This is a genomic window from Bacillus sp. 22190, from assembly GCF_052045575.1.
Taxonomy (GTDB): Bacteria; Bacillota; Bacilli; order Bacillales; family Bacillaceae; genus Bacillus; species Bacillus altitudinis.
This window is the reverse complement of the sequence record NZ_JBQEPF010000004.1, coordinates 67,701-83,675: the sequence shown is the minus strand read 5'-3', so window position 1 is coordinate 83,675 and position 15,975 is coordinate 67,701. Positions and strand designations below refer to the sequence as shown.

Sequence of the window (15,975 nt, the reverse complement as noted above, 5' to 3'; positions counted from 1 at the left end):
TTTATTCACCGAGCTGTTTCTCACCTTTTTGTTTCATATAAATGGTCTGTCCAGGGAAAGCAAATTCTACCCCTTCTTCATGGAAAATATCAATAATGCGATAGTTAATATCCTGCTTAATATCCAGGTTTTCAGACCAAGCGGTTGTGTTTGTATAAAAGTTGAAGAATAAGTTTAAATAGCTGTCTGCCAGCACATCGAGATTCACCATAATCGTTTCCTTATGAACCCCATCATGCTCATAAAGCATTTGTTTCAGACGTTTGATGCACTTATCAATGTTTTCTTTCGGTGTATTGTAAGATACGCGAACGGAGAACGTAATTTGACGTTTATTCATTCTCGTCCAATTTGTGATCGGCTCCTTTGAAAGGGTCGAATTTGGTACAGTCACCACCGCTTCAGCAGGTGTTCTAAATTTTGTGCTTCGGAAGGTAATGTCCTCTACAGTCCCAAGTACACTTGGAGTCTCTACAAAATCGCCCATTGTAAAAGGCTTCTCTGTAATAATCACAATTCCTCCAAAAAAGTTCGCCACTGTATCCTGCGCAGCGAGCGCAAAAGCAAGACCACCTAGACCAAGCCCAGCCACAAGTCCGTTCACATCATAATTAAACTCTTGTGCAATGACGCTAATACTCAGTGCAATAATAATAAAACGAAGAACCTTTGATAAAAATGGCGCTAAAATATCATCCATCTCTAATTCAAATTTTGAATTCACTTTTTGAAATAAGAAGGAAGAAGCTGCGGTTAGATTACAAAGTCCCCACGTCAGCATCAAAATAATAGAGGATCTATACAATTTGACAATGACATCCATATGGTGCTCAAAGTATGGGGCTTGTCTTAACGCAAAATATAAACCTAGTGCCACAAAAAACAGTCTCGCAGGTTTTTCAAACGCCACGACAATTTGGTTAATGACTTCGGTTTTAGACCGGTTTGTCAGCTTAAAGAGCAGGTGAAACAAGTATTTCGTAAATACTTTTCGAAGTAATAAAAAAAGCAATAAAATACAAAGGCTAATGCCTATTTGGATCGCAATATCGACTGTAAAATATGTATCCATCCATTTTTGTGTAAACATCTCTGTCTCTCTCCTTTAAAACAATCCTCTCTAGTTTATAATATAACCTTCGTTTATGTCCTCTCTTAAATGTCTGACCTCTATATAAAAAGCCTCGGGACCTATCCCGAGGCATGATGTTCAATTATGAAATTTTGGCTTGAGACATATCGACGGGCAGCAAACTACTTTTTCTTCTGAGCCTGATCAAGGAGAGTCGCTTTAAACATTTCAGCATCCGTTTCGGCCTTAATACGTTCTTCCACTCTAATTCTCCCTTTACCCAATCATCTCGCCTCCTTTTCATCATTATAAAACATCAGAATTTTCAGTCAACATGACGAAAGCACTAATATTTTGACGAACGCTGACGATTTGGACAAAATTGATCGAAGAAAAATTGATGTAATTCAGGTTTACTCAATCAAAGCTTGCTCTATTCCTGTAACTTTTCAAAATGATACATCAAGCTTTTTCGGTACATGAGGTTCCATGATAATACGGCGCTCTTCTTCTCCATATAGTAAAGAAGGAAAACAACCAAAGCATTTGATATGATAAGACCAGAACTTATGTCAGGGAGCTGGAGCAAGTGTATATTATCGCACATAGAGGGTCATCAAGCGCCGCCCCAGAAAATACAATCGCTGCGTTTGATGTAGCTGTCGAGCAAGGAGCAGATTATATTGAATTAGACGTACAAATGACAATGGATCAGCACGTCGTCGTCATCCATGATGATACCGTTGATCGAACGACGAACGGAAACGGTTTAGTCAAAAGCTATACACTTGATCAGTTGAAAAAATTGGACGCAGGAAGCTGGTTTGACCACCAGTATACGAATGAACGAATTCCAACATTACAAGAAATTCTTGAAAGATACAGTCAGCGGATTGGGATATTGATCGAGATCAAACACCCAAAACGGCAGATAGGAATCGAAAAGGCCGTTGCCCGCATCATCAATCGGTTTGCCTATTCTCGTCATATCATGATTCAATCTTTTGATGTTCATGCACTGCAAAGAATCAAAGCATTCGCCCCTTCTCTTCGCACAGCTTTGATTATAAAGCCTGATGCATTTAAACTAACGAAACGAAAGTTAACGACATACAGCTCGTTTGCAAATTGTCTTAATATGAAGAAAACGATGATCAATAGATGGTGGATAGACCGCATCCACACATTCGGGATGGATGTGTTTATATGGACTGTAAAAGATCAAAAAACAGCGGATCGAATCAAAAAATATCCAATTGATGGTGTGGTAACCGATAACCCGCTATTTTTTCAAAAGGAGAAATGATGCAGATGAAAACTTATTTCGCCGTTTTTATCGGTGGATTGATTGGTACACTTTGCAGATATGAACTAAGTCAAACTGTCATCAGCCAGACATTCCCCTATGCAACGATGATTGAAAATATTTCCGGCAGCCTGCTTCTTGGTTTTGCGACAGGATACTTTCTATTTCAGAAAGGAAAAAAAGATCTTGCAGCTTTGATTGGAACAGGTTTTTGCGGCGGGTTTACGACCATGTCCACCTTTTCTAAAGAGACAGTTCTTCTGTTACAGGCAGGGCAGTTCAATTTAAGTATGATGTACATCCTGCTCTCAGTCATTGCTGGAGTAGCCGCTGCTTTAGCTGGCCTGATCCTTGCTGAACGGCTCTTTCATCAAAATAAGCAGCAGAAAGGAAGCAGATAAATGATTGTTTTTTGTACAGCTGTAGCTGGAGGGATCGGTAGTGCATGTCGTTTCTTCATCAGCCAAACAATCCAGAAAACTCCATCCCATGCCCTTTTCCCGTACAGTATTATTTTCATTAATTTATTAGGTGCAGCCGGTTTGGGTTTTCTCACAGGAGCTTTAACGTCCAATCATCCACTGCTAGTGATCATAGGAACCGGTTTTTTTGGCGGCTTTACCACATTCTCTACGTTTAGTGTAGAATCTGCGACGATGCTGATGCAGCGTCAAATAGGAAAGCTTGCTGCCTATTTACTTGTGACAATTATCGGCTCTTTATGCCTTTTTGCGGCGTTTTATCAAATAGGACAACTTCTGTTTTAAATATCTGTGATGGCAGCTAGGCTGATGAGCAGTTGATCCATCAGCTGTCGCTTCATTAAAAATAGTGTCTTCTCACTATAGCCGATTTCGATTGCACATTTTGCCATGCGCCAATCTCGAAAATACTTATAATCAATGAGCTGCTGCTCTATTTCATCCAATTCTTTTAAAGCCGTTTCAATACAAGCAACAATCAGTTCATACTGACTTTTCTGCTCTTCTAATTTTTGACGTGCCATATGATGATGTTGGAGAGAACTTCGTTTTTCAAGCTGTCTTTCAATATTTAAAATGGCTGCTTGATAGTTCTTGAAATTTTTTAAATGAAACTCAATACGTTTCATTGAGGTTTTTTTCTCCGTGATACTTGCTGTTTCATACCAGAGCATGTCCATCCCCCTTTTACGAACGTTTGTTCTTATTATATACGAACATATATTCTCAAAAAAGAGGCTAAATACCTAAAAAAACCTTGAGCTTATTTTTCGCTCAAGGTCATTTCATTTACTAACAGCGGCTCTTTTATATCAAGCCCTGTGCGTGTATTTTCTTTTTCTGATGATGTGACGCCTTTTTTCAGGTCGATCTTTTTCACATAGCGTCCATCCATCTCCAAGACCTTCATCCGAATATCATCAAGGTAAATGGATTGTCCTTCTCGGATATCAATGTTCTCATTTAAGATTAGCCCGCCAATCGTATCAATTTCTTCATCATGATATGACATTTCGATCAAATCTTGAACTTCCTCTAATCTCACTTTTCCATCTAATATATAATGATGCTCCGCTCTCTTTTGAATGACCGGCTGCTCATCTTCATCGAATTCATCTCGAATGTCTCCAACAATCTCTTCTAAAATATCCTCCGTTGTGACAAGTCCAGATGTCCCGCCATATTCATCCGTTAAAATCGCCATATGCATTCGATCGCGCTGCATCTTGACGAGAAGCTCTTGAATTGGAATCGTGTCAATCACTTCAATCACTGGATAAATATAATCTTGAAGCTTCAGTTGATCTTTTTCTCCTAGATACACAATATCTGCAAAGAGCTGCTTTTTGTTGAGCATGCCAATGACATGGTCTTTATCCCCTGAAAACACGGGGAAGCGTGTGTACTTTTCCTTTGTCATGATCGCCAGTATTTCGTCTAACGGCATATCTTCTGGAATCGCACAAATTTCTCTTCGCGGTATCATAATTTCTCTTGCGATTCGATTATCAAAATCGAATATCTTGTTCATATAATTATACTCTGATGAGTTGATTTCCCCATTTTTTAAGCTTTCAGATAATAAAATCTTTAATTCCTCTTCGGAATGGGAATGTTCTTTTTCAGACCCCATATCGATACCCATCATTTTCGTTAGTACACGGGCTGACCCGTTCAACACATAAATGAAAGGGTACATAAGGATATAAAATGCATGCAGCGGTCCTGACAGCCAAAGCGTCATTTTTTCTGCCTTTTGTATGGCAAGTGTTTTTGGTGCAAGCTCGCCAACAACTACATGCAAAAAGGTAATAATAGAGAACGCAAGTGTTGCTGAGATCAGGCTGATTGCTGAATCAGGAATGTTTGTCAAACCAAAACCTCGAACTAAAAGTTCTTTTACTGCCGGTTTACCGATCCACCCTAAACCAAGGGATGTCACTGTAATACCGAGCTGGCAGGCTGACAAATATTCATCTAGCCTTGATGTCACCTTTTTCGCCATGATAGCCTTTTTGGACCCTTCGGCAACAAGCTGATTAATTCTTGAACTTCTCACCTTTACAATGGCAAATTCAGATGCAACAAAGAAAGCTGTTAAAGCAATCAAAACTCCGACTATACTCAGATTAACAATATCGTCCATTTAACCTTGCTCTTTCTTAGAAGAACAAGGAGTCACCTCCTGATTGATGATGTTGTCTTTTGCAAAACGGTTAACTGATTAAATAAGACTACTTTGAGGGCCCCACTTAACCACCTCCGGTTCACGTAAAATCCGTCTCTCTACATATATATGAAACGGTATTCATTTTATCTTACCATAAATAATCTGAAAATTCCTGTATCGCTACAGTATTTTAGAGATGACAACCTAAATTGATGGAAATGCCCTTTGTTTCTTCATATTGGCAGGAAATCTGAACAATTATCTTGTATTTCAGACTCGAATTATATTAAACTATTTTCATAAACTATAACGTGACGGTTAGGAGGAGATGTTCAGATGGGGCTGAGAAAAAGTATCGTATTGGTGAACTAGCACAGATTGCACAGGTGACGAAACGAACTGTAGATTATTATACGAATCTAGGGTTGCTTGCGCCTGTTAGATCTTGCTCTAATTATCGTTATTACGATGAACATGCTTTAAAACGATTACAATTAATCGTTCTTTGCAAACAGCAGAGATTGGCTCTTTCTGACATCAAATCCAGATTAGATGAACAATTCCCTTCTCAAAAGGAAGAACATGACGAACTTGTCCATTTAACCTCTGATATCGATCGGATGAATGAGCATATGGACCGCATTTTGGCACGTTGTAAGCAGCTTCAGCCAGAACAACGTGAAAAACTAAAAGAGCAGCTTACTCCTGAAAAAATGACGGCTGTCCAATCATTTTTACTGCTGTTAAGTTAAAATTTTTACTAAACAGGAGGTGTTACCTTCGTTCTCAAAGTCAGAACGAAGGCCTTAATTGGACATAGTGAATTTACTCATAGTTGCTTTACTTATAGCTTTAACCGCGTTTTTCGTTGCATCGGAGTTTGCGATCATTCGCTTAAGAAGCTCAAGAATTGATCAATTAATTGCAGAAGGTAATAAAACAGCAGTTGCTGTCAAGCACGTCACGACTCACCTTGATGAGTATCTGTCGGCCTGTCAGCTCGGTATTACCATTACCGCCCTTGGGATTGGTTGGTTAGGGGAAGAAACAATTGCGCACATGCTTGCTCCACTATTTGTAGAGCTGTCGATTCCTCAATCAGCCAGTCATATTGTCACTTTTATTATTGCGTTTAGTATTATGACGTTTTTACACGTCGTGGTTGGAGAGCTTGCACCAAAAACACTCGCCATTCAAAAGGCTGAGCAAGTGTCCCTTCTATTTGCTAGACCGCTTATGATTTTTTACAAAGTGATGTTCCCTTTTATCTGGGTATTAAATGGATCTGCTCGTTTGTTAACAAAAGCGTTTGGTCTTCAGCAAGTATCTGAGCATGACATGGCGCACTCTGAAGAAGAATTGCGGATTATTTTATCTGAGAGCTATAAGAGCGGCGAGATTAACCAGTCTGAATTCAAATATGTAAATAAAATTTTTGAATTTGATGACCGTCTGGCGAAAGAAATTATGATTCCTCGTACCGAAGTTGTCAGCTTCCCTCATGATATTACCATTGAGGAAATGCTGAAAGTGACCAAGGTCGAGAAATATACACGTTATCCAATTGAAGATGGCGATAAAGACAACATCATCGGTGTTGTGAATATTAAAGAAGTACTCACTGCATGTATTAGTGGTGAATGTTCCACAAGTGATACGATCGAACATTTTGTAAACCCGATTATTCATGTAATTGAAACAGTTCCTGTTCATGATCTACTGCTTAAAATGCAGCGTGAGCGTGTACACATGGCCATTTTATCAGATGAATATGGCGGTACAGCAGGACTTGTAACAGTTGAAGACATCCTTGAAGAAATCGTCGGTGAGATTCGTGATGAATTCGATATTGATGAAATCAACGAAGTGCGTAAACTGGGAGAAGACCACTATATCTTTGATGGAAAGGTCCTTGTAGATCAAGTTAACCTGCTACTAGGTATTCAGCTTGATAACGAAGAAGTCGACACAATCGGCGGCTGGTTCCTTACACAAAAATATGAAGTCGAGAAAAATGACGCGATTCGTGAACAAGGCTATGAATTTATCATTAATGAAGTCGATGGACACCATGTGGCATACATCGAAGTCAAAAAACTAAACGAACAACTATTAGAAGCAGCTGAAGAAGGCGCTTCTTAAGAAAAAAACGACCCTTGCCTTAGCAAGTGGTCGTTTTCTTTATCCCTTTTCGATTAACTTAGCTTCAAGTTCTTTGATTCTTGTGTTTAATACTTCTGTCATCGCACCTAATCTTTCTTTTGGCGGCAGATGATCAAATTCAGACAGCTCAATCGGTTCACCAATGATTAAGCGCATTTTCCCCTTCTTAAAAAGGCTTTTTGCATTAGAAGGTCCTTTGTACGCTGCTGGTACGATTGGTGATTTGCCGAGCTGCGCAATCGTAACGGCCCCTCTTTTTAAAGGAACATCTTCTGTTGTACGTGTTCCGCTTGGAAAAATCCCAACGATTTTCCCCTCTTTTAATAATTTAATGGGCGTTTTAATACTGCTTGGCCCAGGATTCTCTCGATCAACTGGAAAAGCATGAATCTTCTTTAAAAATCCGCCGATCCATTTATTTGCAAACAATTCTTTTTTCGCCATGTAGTGGATCTCAAACGGAAGAATTCCTGCGCCTAATGCAAGAACATCCACAAAACCCTCATGCGTACAAGCAATGACAAACCCCCGGTCTGTTGGCAGATTCTCTTTTTGATATACTTTGATTCCGCCTCGGAGAGCAAAAAATGCTTTGACGGTATAGCCTGAAAATTTATACATAGTGCACTTCCTTTGTTTGAAGAATGAAGGATTTGTTTCTATTATAACAAATTTTTTATTACCTGGTACTAAAAATTTTCTCCTGCTGATAAAATAGAGACGGTTCACTAAAATCATCTTTTCACTTAAGAGACCGCTCCTTCTGTATTCAAGTATGTGTTTTTAGGAGAGAATAGAGGAAGAAATGTGTCCAAAATTGTCGTTTTTTGAGTTTTTTTCCTGATTTGTTCTATTGAAAACACTTTATAAATGATGCAAATTTCGCTATGATAAGGAGAAATGATTTTGATTCGGTGAAAGAGATGAGTAATGTACGGCCTATGAGAAGTTTCGTGCAACTTTATGCCTTTCTTATGCGTGTATAACATAGAGGGGAGAAAAATCAGTGACGATCGATGAAATTTATCAAATGTATATGAACGATGTTTACAGGTTTCTGCTCTCCATGACAAAAGACAAACATTTGGCAGAAGACTTATTGCAGGAAACCTTTATGCGTGCTTATATACATATTCATTCCTACGACCATAGCAAAGTGAAACCTTGGTTATTTCAGGTGGCACGAAATGCTTTTATTGATTATGTCAGGAAACATAAAAAAGAAGTGACCATATCGGATGATCTCATTGGCGGCCTTTTACAAACGTCTGTACAAAGTCCTGCTGAACAGATTGAAATAAAAGAAGTCCTCAACATGTATTTGGAGCAGCTTCCAGATAACTACAAGGAAGCGTTGACATTGTATTATTTAAAAGAACTGAATTACAAAGAAGCATCCAAGGTCATGAATATTACTGAAGCAAATTTTAAAAGTGTTTTATTTCGTGCAAGGCAGCGCCTAAAAGCACTATATAACAGAGGTGTTAATGATGAATGAAGAGTTTAATAAGCGATGGGAACAATATAATAATGGCGAGATGAACGAAGAAGAAATGATGGCGTTTGAAGAAGAGCTCGAAGAAAATGAAAAACGCTTAAGCCAAGAACTGAATGACTCAGATTGGACAGACTTCTCCATCAGTCCTGAAAAACAAAAAGCCATTTTACAATACGGAAAAAGAAAGTCCTATTTACGTATTTCTGTGCTTGCTGTTATATCTACGCTGATTATTTTACCGCTTTGTACACTAGGTAGTTATCTATACTACGGCGTTGGCGGAGCAGACAGTAAAGGCAATCATTTTATGGAAACGGCCGCTGTAACAGTCGCCCTAACAAAACCGAATGTCGCCATTGATATGAAGGATTTAAAAGGGCAGGTCAAACTGTTTGGTATGAACACAGAACTTAAGCTGCAAAAACAAATTGGCAATAAAACAGAAGCCATCGGTAGTGAACAAATCGAAATGTTTTTCGATAAATTAAAGCAGCCTACGATCTCTTATTATGGCGACAGCGCACGTAATACGGAGGATTTCTTTACGCACCCATCGTCTCAGGCAGATACATCTAAAAAACAAACACTCACTACTCTAGACAAGCTACCTGAAGGAACAGTGAGTGAAGTGTATGTATCCTATGACAAAGCATACACACCGAAAGACGTGTATTCATTTGCTAAAAAATATGATATGAAAGTGCTTTGGAATGCGATCAAAACAGAAGATTCATTAAGTGGAAATCAGCGTCCAATCGGTTTTCCCGGGAAAGACTCTGAATTTTTAAAAGAGCTTCAGCACACATCAAAAACAGAGGTTGATCAGTTCAAAGATGCCCTCGCCTATGTCAACCAGCATCCATCCTGGGCAAAAACGATCTCTGGCAGACCTGAACTTGACCTCTCTAACCGAATACGCTACATCAATCAAAATGGTGTCACGGTTTACGGTTCTGTTGTCACAGGTCCTTCTAAAGAAATAGAGAAATTTGTGAAGACAAAACGCATTAAAACGGCCAAAGTGAGCGAGGTGGAATTATGGAATTGGTAAGAATTTTTAAAGAGCATAATGTGTTTGGCTGGATTTCGGTCGGCACCGCTATTTTATCGCTGCTCATGCTGAACCTCGCCATTATTAGCAATGTGACATTTTATTCGTTTCAAATGCTTCCTTTTGCAATGGCCGCAGTTCCATTCGGTGTGATTGAACTGTTCATTAAAAAAGGCCGCACTGGACCAGGTTTTTTAGGCGTCGTTCTGAATATTTTTGTCATCGTTTGTGTCTATGCGATCGTCTCCATTGATGTCGATCTTCAATTAGGTTTTTAATACTAAAAAGCCAGTCATACTTGACTGGCTTTTTCTGTACACTCTTATTTTTTGTTTAATTCGGAGTGCTTTCTTGAATATAAGAAATAGACAACAAGCCCAATGGTAAGCCAGATTAAGAAACGAACAAATGTGATGGTGCCAAGCTTATAAATGAGCAGTCCGCAAGATAGAATAGCCAAGATCGGAATGAGCGGCACTGCGGGGCATCTGAATGCTCTCGGTAAATCAGGCTGTGTTTTTCTCATGACAATGACAGCAACTGAAATCAAAATGAAAGCTGAAAGTGTTCCGATGTTCACTAGACTTGCCAGCTCATCAAGCGGAATGAATCCACCCATTAATGCTGACAATGTTCCAAAGAAAAGAGTATTGATATAAGGTGTTTTATGTTTTGGATGAACCTTTGAAAGAACCTTTGGTACCAAGCCATCACGAGACATGGCAAACATGACACGTGTTTGGCCGTACAGCATGACAAGCATGACCGTGGTCATCCCTAAAATCGCCCCAACATCTACAATACCCGCCACCCAATTTTGACCGGCTACTTGTAAAACAAGAGACACTGGATGGGATACCCCCTCAAAGTTCATAAATGGAACAATGCCTGTCATGATCGCACTGACTACCACATACAACACGGTACAAATCAATAAGGAAGTGATGATTCCTCTTGGCAAGTTGCGGGACGGGTTTTTTGTTTCCTCTGCCGCAGAAGCAACTGCATCAAATCCGATAAATGCAAAGAATACGAGAGCTGCTGCACTTAACACGCCTGAAGTTCCAAAAGGAACGAATGGTGTCCAGTTTTCAGGTTTTACATATTTCACAGCGACTAAAATAAAGAGCAGAATCACCGCAATTTTCATAATGACCATGATGTTGTTGACTCGTTTTGATTCTTTAATACCGAAGTACAGCAAGAAGGTGATGATCATTAAAATAATAAATGCAGGAAGATTAAAATATGTCACTTGACCCTTTAAACCACCTGGTGCTGCTGTTAATTCAACTGGTATATGAATCCCTATCCCATTTAAAAACGACACAAAGTAGCCTGACCAGCCTGCTGAAACGGCACTAGCGGCTAGCATATATTCTAATATCAAATCCCAGCCAATGATAAACGCTAAAAATTCTCCCATAGATGCGTACGTAAATGTATAAACAGATCCTGATACTGGCACTGTGGAAGCGAATTCCGCATATGACAATGCCGCAAATAAACATGCAAGACCTGCAATCACAAATGATAAAACAAGTCCTGGTCCTGCTGTGACGGCGCCTGTACCTGTCAGAACAAATATCCCTGTACCGATAATCGCTCCAATACCAAGCATCGTTAAGTCAAATGAACCTAATTCCTTTCTTAACGCTTTTTCCCCTTGTGTTGCCGCAATTAGCTCTGAAATGCTCTTCTTTCTAAACAACGAATTGCTCATACCATCACTCCCAAAACTTAGTATCCGTCTAAAGACGCCACCACTTCGTAATTCACTTTATTTTCTGAATATTTAGATTTAATTTAACGCAATAAATTAGTGGCGTAAAATTATTATATATGAAAATTAAAAAATGAAAACACTTTTTTAAAAAATAGAGTGAAAATTCTTATTTATCAACAAAATACTTGTCAATATTCATGGTAGATTTTCTTCAATCTTTATTCAAATCATAGCTTGGCTTCTTCTATTTATTATACAACATACAAAATTATACTTTTTTGATATAATTTTTATAAAGTGAAAATAAAATTATTCTTTTGATAACTCGTCTCCACTTTTGCTTATTTAAAAGCCTTTAGACTCATAGAGAGCTATGATAAAGGACTGATTGAGCTGCGCAAACGATATACAAAAAAAGAGACTGCCTAGTAAGCAGTCTCTTAAGATCCATTATTAGTTTACAAATGTCTTTGCGCCAAGGTAAATTGGCTTCCAATAGCTTGAAGTCATATCGCTGATCGTCACACCATCAGAAGCAGCGTGGATAAACTTGTTGTTCCCAAGGTAGACACCCATGTGAGATGGGCCAGATTTATAGGTTGTAAAGAAGACAAAATCTCCAACTTTAGGTGTTGAGACGCTTTTCATTGATCCCCAAAAACCTTCAGTCGTTTGTCTTGAAATCTTTGTTTGTTTGTTAATGATATACCACATAAAACCGCTGCAATCAAAGCCTTTCGGTGTCGTTCCACCCCATTTATATGGTGTACCGTTTTGTGCTTTCGCATCTGCTACGAGTTTAGACGTGTTTAAAGAAGAAGTAGCAACTGTTTTTTCTTTGACAGGTGTTGGTTTCACTTTGGACGTCTTTTTCACTTTCAGCTTTTGTCCAATTTTAATCAGATCTGTTTTGAGTTTATTTAACGATTTCAGCTCTTTCACTGTCATTCCATATTTTTTGCCGATTTTAGATAAAGTATCACCTTTGACAACTTTATGAGTGGCTGTCGCTGAAGACGCTTTTACTTTTGTTGTTGTTTTTGATGTTTTCGTTACCTTTTTTGAAGAAGTACCATTCACTTTTAAAGTTTGTCCAACATAAATCGTGTTAGATTTCAACTTATTGTCTGATTTAATCTTACTCACGGTTGTTTTGTATTTTTTCGCTAGAACAGAAAGAGAGTCACCTTTTTGAACCTTTACTGATTGTGCTGAGGCAGCTCCGGCAAATAATGTCGTCCCAAGTAGAACTGCACTTGCAGCTGTGATCAATTGTTTTTTCATTTGTTCCTCCTGTATGTTTCTATCGTGATCCGAATTTTTATCTACTTTCTATTATAAGGATCGAATACCAGAAGAAATAGTCTTGACTTCCTACGACATTATGCTTATTAATTCGGCAAAAATTATTTTTTTTTAGGGTTCTTTTTATTTCATTTTTATTACACAATCATGACAAAACAAATGCATCTTGTCATAGATAAATCATACATTCATTTCTCTTTTTGGTTCATTCTATGTAAAGTGGACCTTTACAATTTTAAAGTGAACTTTACGGTGCTGTCATTTGGAATCCACACTTCTGCTCTACCATTGTAAACGTGAGAGCGATACATAAACAATGAGGAGGCAAAATGAATGAGTGTGTTGAAAAGCTCGAAAACGAAAATAGCTGCAATCGCAGCCGCATCAGTGTTATCGATTGGTATTTTTTCAGGAATTGAATTTGGACAGGCTGACAAAGCTGAGGCTAAAAAGAAACCAAAAAATGACGTACAAAATGTGATCGTGCTCATTGGAGATGGCATGGGAACACCTTACCTTTCAACTTACCGCTCATTTAAACACAACGGTGATCTTTCCAAGCAAACAGCGTTTGACCCTTACCTCACTGGCATGCATAAAACATACCCTGATGATTCTAAAAGTAACATTACTGATTCAGCAGCAGCTGGTACAGCCATGGCAACTGGTCAAAAGACATACAACAACGCCATTGGTGTAAACAAAAATGGCAAAAAACTAAAAACAGTATTAGAAGAAGCAAAACGCAAAGGAAAGTCTACTGGTCTCGTCGTCACATCTGAATTAACCAATGCGACACCTGCTGCGTATGCCGCCCACGATGTGTCTAGAAAAAACACAGCAGCCATTGCTGATGATTTCTTCGATGAGAAAATTGGCAAACAGCATACAGTCGATGTCATGCTTGGCGGAGGACTGATCGATTTTGTCCGCAAAGATCGTGATTTGACGAAAGAATTTCAAAAAGCAGGCTACCGTTACGTAACCAATAAAGCTGACTTACAAAAAAACAAACAGCAAAAATTGTTAGGCATTTTTGCTGACGGTGGTCTCGATAAAGCAATTGATCGTGATAAAACGACCCCTTCTTTGCAAGACATGACATCCTCAGCCATCAAACAGCTGTCTAAAAACAAAAAAGGATTTTTCCTCATGGTTGAAGGCAGTCAAATTGACTGGGCTGGACATGACCACGATATTGTCAGTGCGATGAGTGAGATGAAGGATTTTGAAAAAGCATTTGAAGAAGCCATTCGTTTCGCAAAAAAGGATAAAAATACATTAGTCATCACGACAGCAGATCATTCAACTGGCGGCCTTTCCTTCGGGGCAGACGGCTCGGGAAGCTGGGATTATCAGCCTGTCAAAGCAGCAAAGAAGACACCTGATTTTATTGCAAACAAAATTGTTGGGGGTATGACGGTCGAGACTGCGCTCAAACAATACATCGACCTTGATTTCTCAAAAGAGGAAATCGCCTCTATTCAAAAGGCAGCTGAAACAAAAGATCCTGTTCAAATTGATGATGCCATCGAAAAAGTCATTAATACGAGGTCTCATACAGGCTGGACCACATCGGGTCATACAGGGGATGAAGTACCATTTTATGCTTATGGACCAACAAGCGAGCAGCTAAAAGGACTCATGGAAAATACAGATCAAGCGAAACACATTTTCAAACTGCTGAAAAACCAATAAAGTGCTAATCACAAAAAAAGATGTCTAGTCGTAGACATCTTTTTTGATCATTAAGTGAGATACTTCCTATGAACCCCTTTTCCATCGTATGAAAACATCACTTCTTTTCCTTCAAGAACTGACTCGATATGCACACTTCTTCCCCATAGCTGATGCAAATATGGAAGTACCTTTTCTAAGTATTTGAGATCGAGCTCAATGCCTTCATACCAATGTTTAATATAGAGTTCATTGTTTTTTAAATAGTCACCATCGATGACTGTCAAATACGGAAAGCCGCCATTGACCCTCATGCTGACTAGCTGATCACGGACTGCCTTCCATTCTTTATCAATGACTTTATAGTCTCTCCCCTGCTTTTGAAACAAGTACAAATCTTCCCTCATCACAAGGTCTTTCGTTAAGTAATTTCGAATAAAAGAAATGTCTGATTCAATTTCTCGCACTTCAAACATTTTGCTGCGACCGGACCCTTCCGTCACTCCTGCTTTTTTTAATTCCTCGCATGGATGATCGTAGCGCTCTTCAATATCTTCAAAAATCTTCAGCCCTAAATAGTAAGGATTGATTCCTGTCTTAGATGGCTGCACGACACCTGCATTTAATTTGGCAAATTCAATCGATTCACTTGAATCTAAATCAAGTTCACGCATAATCCGCTGGTGCCAATACGATGCCCAGCCTTCATTCATGATTTTCGTTTCTAGCTGTGGCCAAAAATAGAGCATTTCCTCTCTCAGCATCGTCAGCACATCCCGCTGCCAAGGCTCTAGCTCCCGGGAGTGTGCCTCGATAAAGAGCAAAATATCTTTTTCTGGCTTTGGGGGGAATTGCTTGATCGTTTTCTTTTTCTCACGTGTTTTTGATTCATCCATTCCCCACAAATCATCATATGGCGTTTGACGTTTTGGTTTGTCCTCTTCATATTCATCTTCATCGTCGAGATTCCAGCTTAATTTTGAACGAACAAGCGACGGATCAATATGCTCCTGCAATGCCAATACAGCATCTAAAAAGGACTCGACTTCTTTTGTACCGTGGATATGTTCATATTCTTTAATTCGCTCTGCTGCCGCTGACATACTTTCCACCATATCTCGTTTTGTGTTTTGGAAACGGCAGTTGTTTTTAAAGAAATCGCAGTGTGCCAAGACATGAGCCACAATTAGTTTATTTTGAACAAGCGAATTGTTATCAAGGAGAAAGGCATAGCAAGGATTTGAATTAATCACCAGCTCATAAATTTTGCTTAATCCTAAATCATAATGAAGCTTCATTTTGTGAAATTGCTTTCCAAAGCTCCAGTGGCTAAATCGTGTTGGCATGCCATATGCACCGAATGTATAAATAATCTCCGCGGGACAGATTTCATACCTCATCGGATAAAAATCTAGACCAAATCCTTCTGCAATTTCTGTAATTTCATCAATGGCTCGTTGTAAAAGACGCTTTTCGGTTACGCTCAAGGAAACCATCCCTCCTCATCGGACTTATCCCTACTATA

The 15,975-nt window shown here is 39.0% G+C and carries 17 protein-coding genes; 9 read left to right on the top strand and 8 right to left on the bottom strand.

From position 1 onward, the window contains the following. Position 1 precedes the first annotated feature (1 nt). Together ACTJKA_RS06950 and ACTJKA_RS06945 are read right to left on the bottom strand one after the other, a co-directional pair. Entirely contained in the window at positions 2-1,090 is a 1,089-nt protein-coding gene (locus ACTJKA_RS06950; protein ID WP_007497114.1) for a mechanosensitive ion channel family protein, read from the bottom strand. 164 nt (positions 1,091-1,254) lie between these two features. Continuing rightward, a complete protein-coding gene (locus tag ACTJKA_RS06945; protein WP_017360338.1) occupies positions 1,255-1,356 on the bottom strand; it encodes a YhdX family protein in 102 nt (33 codons plus the stop codon). A gap of 305 nt (positions 1,357-1,661) precedes the next feature. On the opposite strand from ACTJKA_RS06945, the gene ACTJKA_RS06940 reads away from it, so the two are divergent. Genes ACTJKA_RS06940 through ACTJKA_RS06930 form a run of 3 tightly spaced genes read left to right on the top strand, consistent with a single transcriptional unit; the run spans position 1,662 to position 3,145 of the window. After that, positions 1,662-2,378: a glycerophosphodiester phosphodiesterase gene (locus ACTJKA_RS06940; protein WP_025207021.1), complete on the top strand. Its 717-nt coding sequence runs from the start codon at positions 1,662-1,664 to the stop codon at positions 2,376-2,378. After that, positions 2,378-2,779 (top strand): fluoride efflux transporter CrcB, encoded by a 402-nt coding sequence (crcB, locus tag ACTJKA_RS06935; protein WP_017366925.1) that lies wholly within the window; start codon positions 2,378-2,380, stop codon positions 2,777-2,779. The genes ACTJKA_RS06940 and crcB overlap by 1 nt, the downstream gene beginning before the upstream one ends. After that, complete coding sequence (locus ACTJKA_RS06930; protein ID WP_046527367.1) at positions 2,780-3,145, top strand: CrcB family protein; 366 nt, start codon at positions 2,780-2,782, stop codon at positions 3,143-3,145. It abuts the gene before it with no gap. Here the strand turns inward: ACTJKA_RS06930 and ACTJKA_RS06925 are convergent. After that, on the bottom strand, positions 3,142-3,534 hold the full coding sequence (locus tag ACTJKA_RS06925; RefSeq protein WP_017360342.1) for a hypothetical protein: 393 nt from the start codon (positions 3,532-3,534) through the stop codon (positions 3,142-3,144). The genes ACTJKA_RS06930 and ACTJKA_RS06925 overlap by 4 nt on opposite strands. 89 nt (positions 3,535-3,623) lie before the next feature. Next, complete coding sequence (locus ACTJKA_RS06920; protein ID WP_025207018.1) at positions 3,624-5,006, bottom strand: hemolysin family protein; 1,383 nt, start codon at positions 5,004-5,006, stop codon at positions 3,624-3,626. Positions 5,007-5,341: 335 nt separating this feature from the next. Here ACTJKA_RS06920 and ACTJKA_RS06915 point away from each other — a divergent pair, with 335 nt between their 5' ends. Next, positions 5,342-5,782, top strand: a complete 441-nt coding sequence (locus ACTJKA_RS06915; RefSeq protein ID WP_076821966.1) for a MerR family transcriptional regulator — start codon at positions 5,342-5,344, stop codon at positions 5,780-5,782. A 58-nt stretch (positions 5,783-5,840) separates the two neighbouring features. After that, positions 5,841-7,172, top strand: coding sequence for a hemolysin family protein (locus tag ACTJKA_RS06910; protein ID WP_007497105.1), 1,332 nt, complete (start codon positions 5,841-5,843; stop codon positions 7,170-7,172). Between the two features lie 39 nt (positions 7,173-7,211). Here ACTJKA_RS06910 and ACTJKA_RS06905 read toward each other — a convergent pair whose 3' ends face one another. Continuing rightward, positions 7,212-7,814 (bottom strand): lysophospholipid acyltransferase family protein, encoded by a 603-nt coding sequence (locus ACTJKA_RS06905; RefSeq protein ID WP_017360344.1) that lies wholly within the window; start codon positions 7,812-7,814, stop codon positions 7,212-7,214. Between the two features lie 385 nt (positions 7,815-8,199). Here ACTJKA_RS06905 and ACTJKA_RS06900 point away from each other — a divergent pair, with 385 nt between their 5' ends. Genes ACTJKA_RS06900 through ACTJKA_RS06890 form a run of 3 tightly spaced genes read left to right on the top strand, consistent with a single transcriptional unit; the run spans position 8,200 to position 10,020 of the window. After that, the gene (locus ACTJKA_RS06900; protein ID WP_008348979.1) at positions 8,200-8,691 is read left to right on the top strand and encodes a sigma-70 family RNA polymerase sigma factor; all 492 of its coding nucleotides are present in this window, start codon (positions 8,200-8,202) and stop codon (positions 8,689-8,691) included. Next, on the top strand, positions 8,684-9,742 hold the full coding sequence (locus tag ACTJKA_RS06895) for an anti-sigma factor (RefSeq protein ID WP_024719964.1): 1,059 nt from the start codon (positions 8,684-8,686) through the stop codon (positions 9,740-9,742). The genes ACTJKA_RS06900 and ACTJKA_RS06895 overlap by 8 nt, the downstream gene beginning before the upstream one ends. Beyond that, positions 9,730-10,020: a hypothetical protein gene (locus ACTJKA_RS06890; RefSeq protein WP_008348984.1), complete on the top strand. Its 291-nt coding sequence runs from the start codon at positions 9,730-9,732 to the stop codon at positions 10,018-10,020. Before ACTJKA_RS06895 ends, ACTJKA_RS06890 begins: the two co-directional genes overlap by 13 nt. A gap of 44 nt (positions 10,021-10,064) precedes the next feature. On the opposite strand, the gene ACTJKA_RS06885 is transcribed toward ACTJKA_RS06890, so the two are convergent. Further along, a complete protein-coding gene (locus ACTJKA_RS06885; protein ID WP_017360346.1) occupies positions 10,065-11,465 on the bottom strand; it encodes an amino acid permease in 1,401 nt (466 codons plus the stop codon). Positions 11,466-11,921: 456 nt separating this feature from the next. Continuing rightward, positions 11,922-12,752: a C40 family peptidase gene (locus ACTJKA_RS06880; RefSeq protein WP_008348987.1), complete on the bottom strand. Its 831-nt coding sequence runs from the start codon at positions 12,750-12,752 to the stop codon at positions 11,922-11,924. 354 nt (positions 12,753-13,106) lie between these two features. Between ACTJKA_RS06880 and ACTJKA_RS06875 the strand changes: the two genes are divergently transcribed. Next, the gene (locus ACTJKA_RS06875; protein WP_008348991.1) at positions 13,107-14,471 is read left to right on the top strand and encodes an alkaline phosphatase; all 1,365 of its coding nucleotides are present in this window, start codon (positions 13,107-13,109) and stop codon (positions 14,469-14,471) included. 50 nt (positions 14,472-14,521) lie between these two features. On the opposite strand, the gene ACTJKA_RS06870 is transcribed toward ACTJKA_RS06875, so the two are convergent. Next, the gene (locus ACTJKA_RS06870; protein ID WP_428004183.1) at positions 14,522-15,946 is read right to left on the bottom strand and encodes a SpoVR family protein; all 1,425 of its coding nucleotides are present in this window, start codon (positions 15,944-15,946) and stop codon (positions 14,522-14,524) included. Positions 15,947-15,975: the final 29 nt, after the last annotated feature.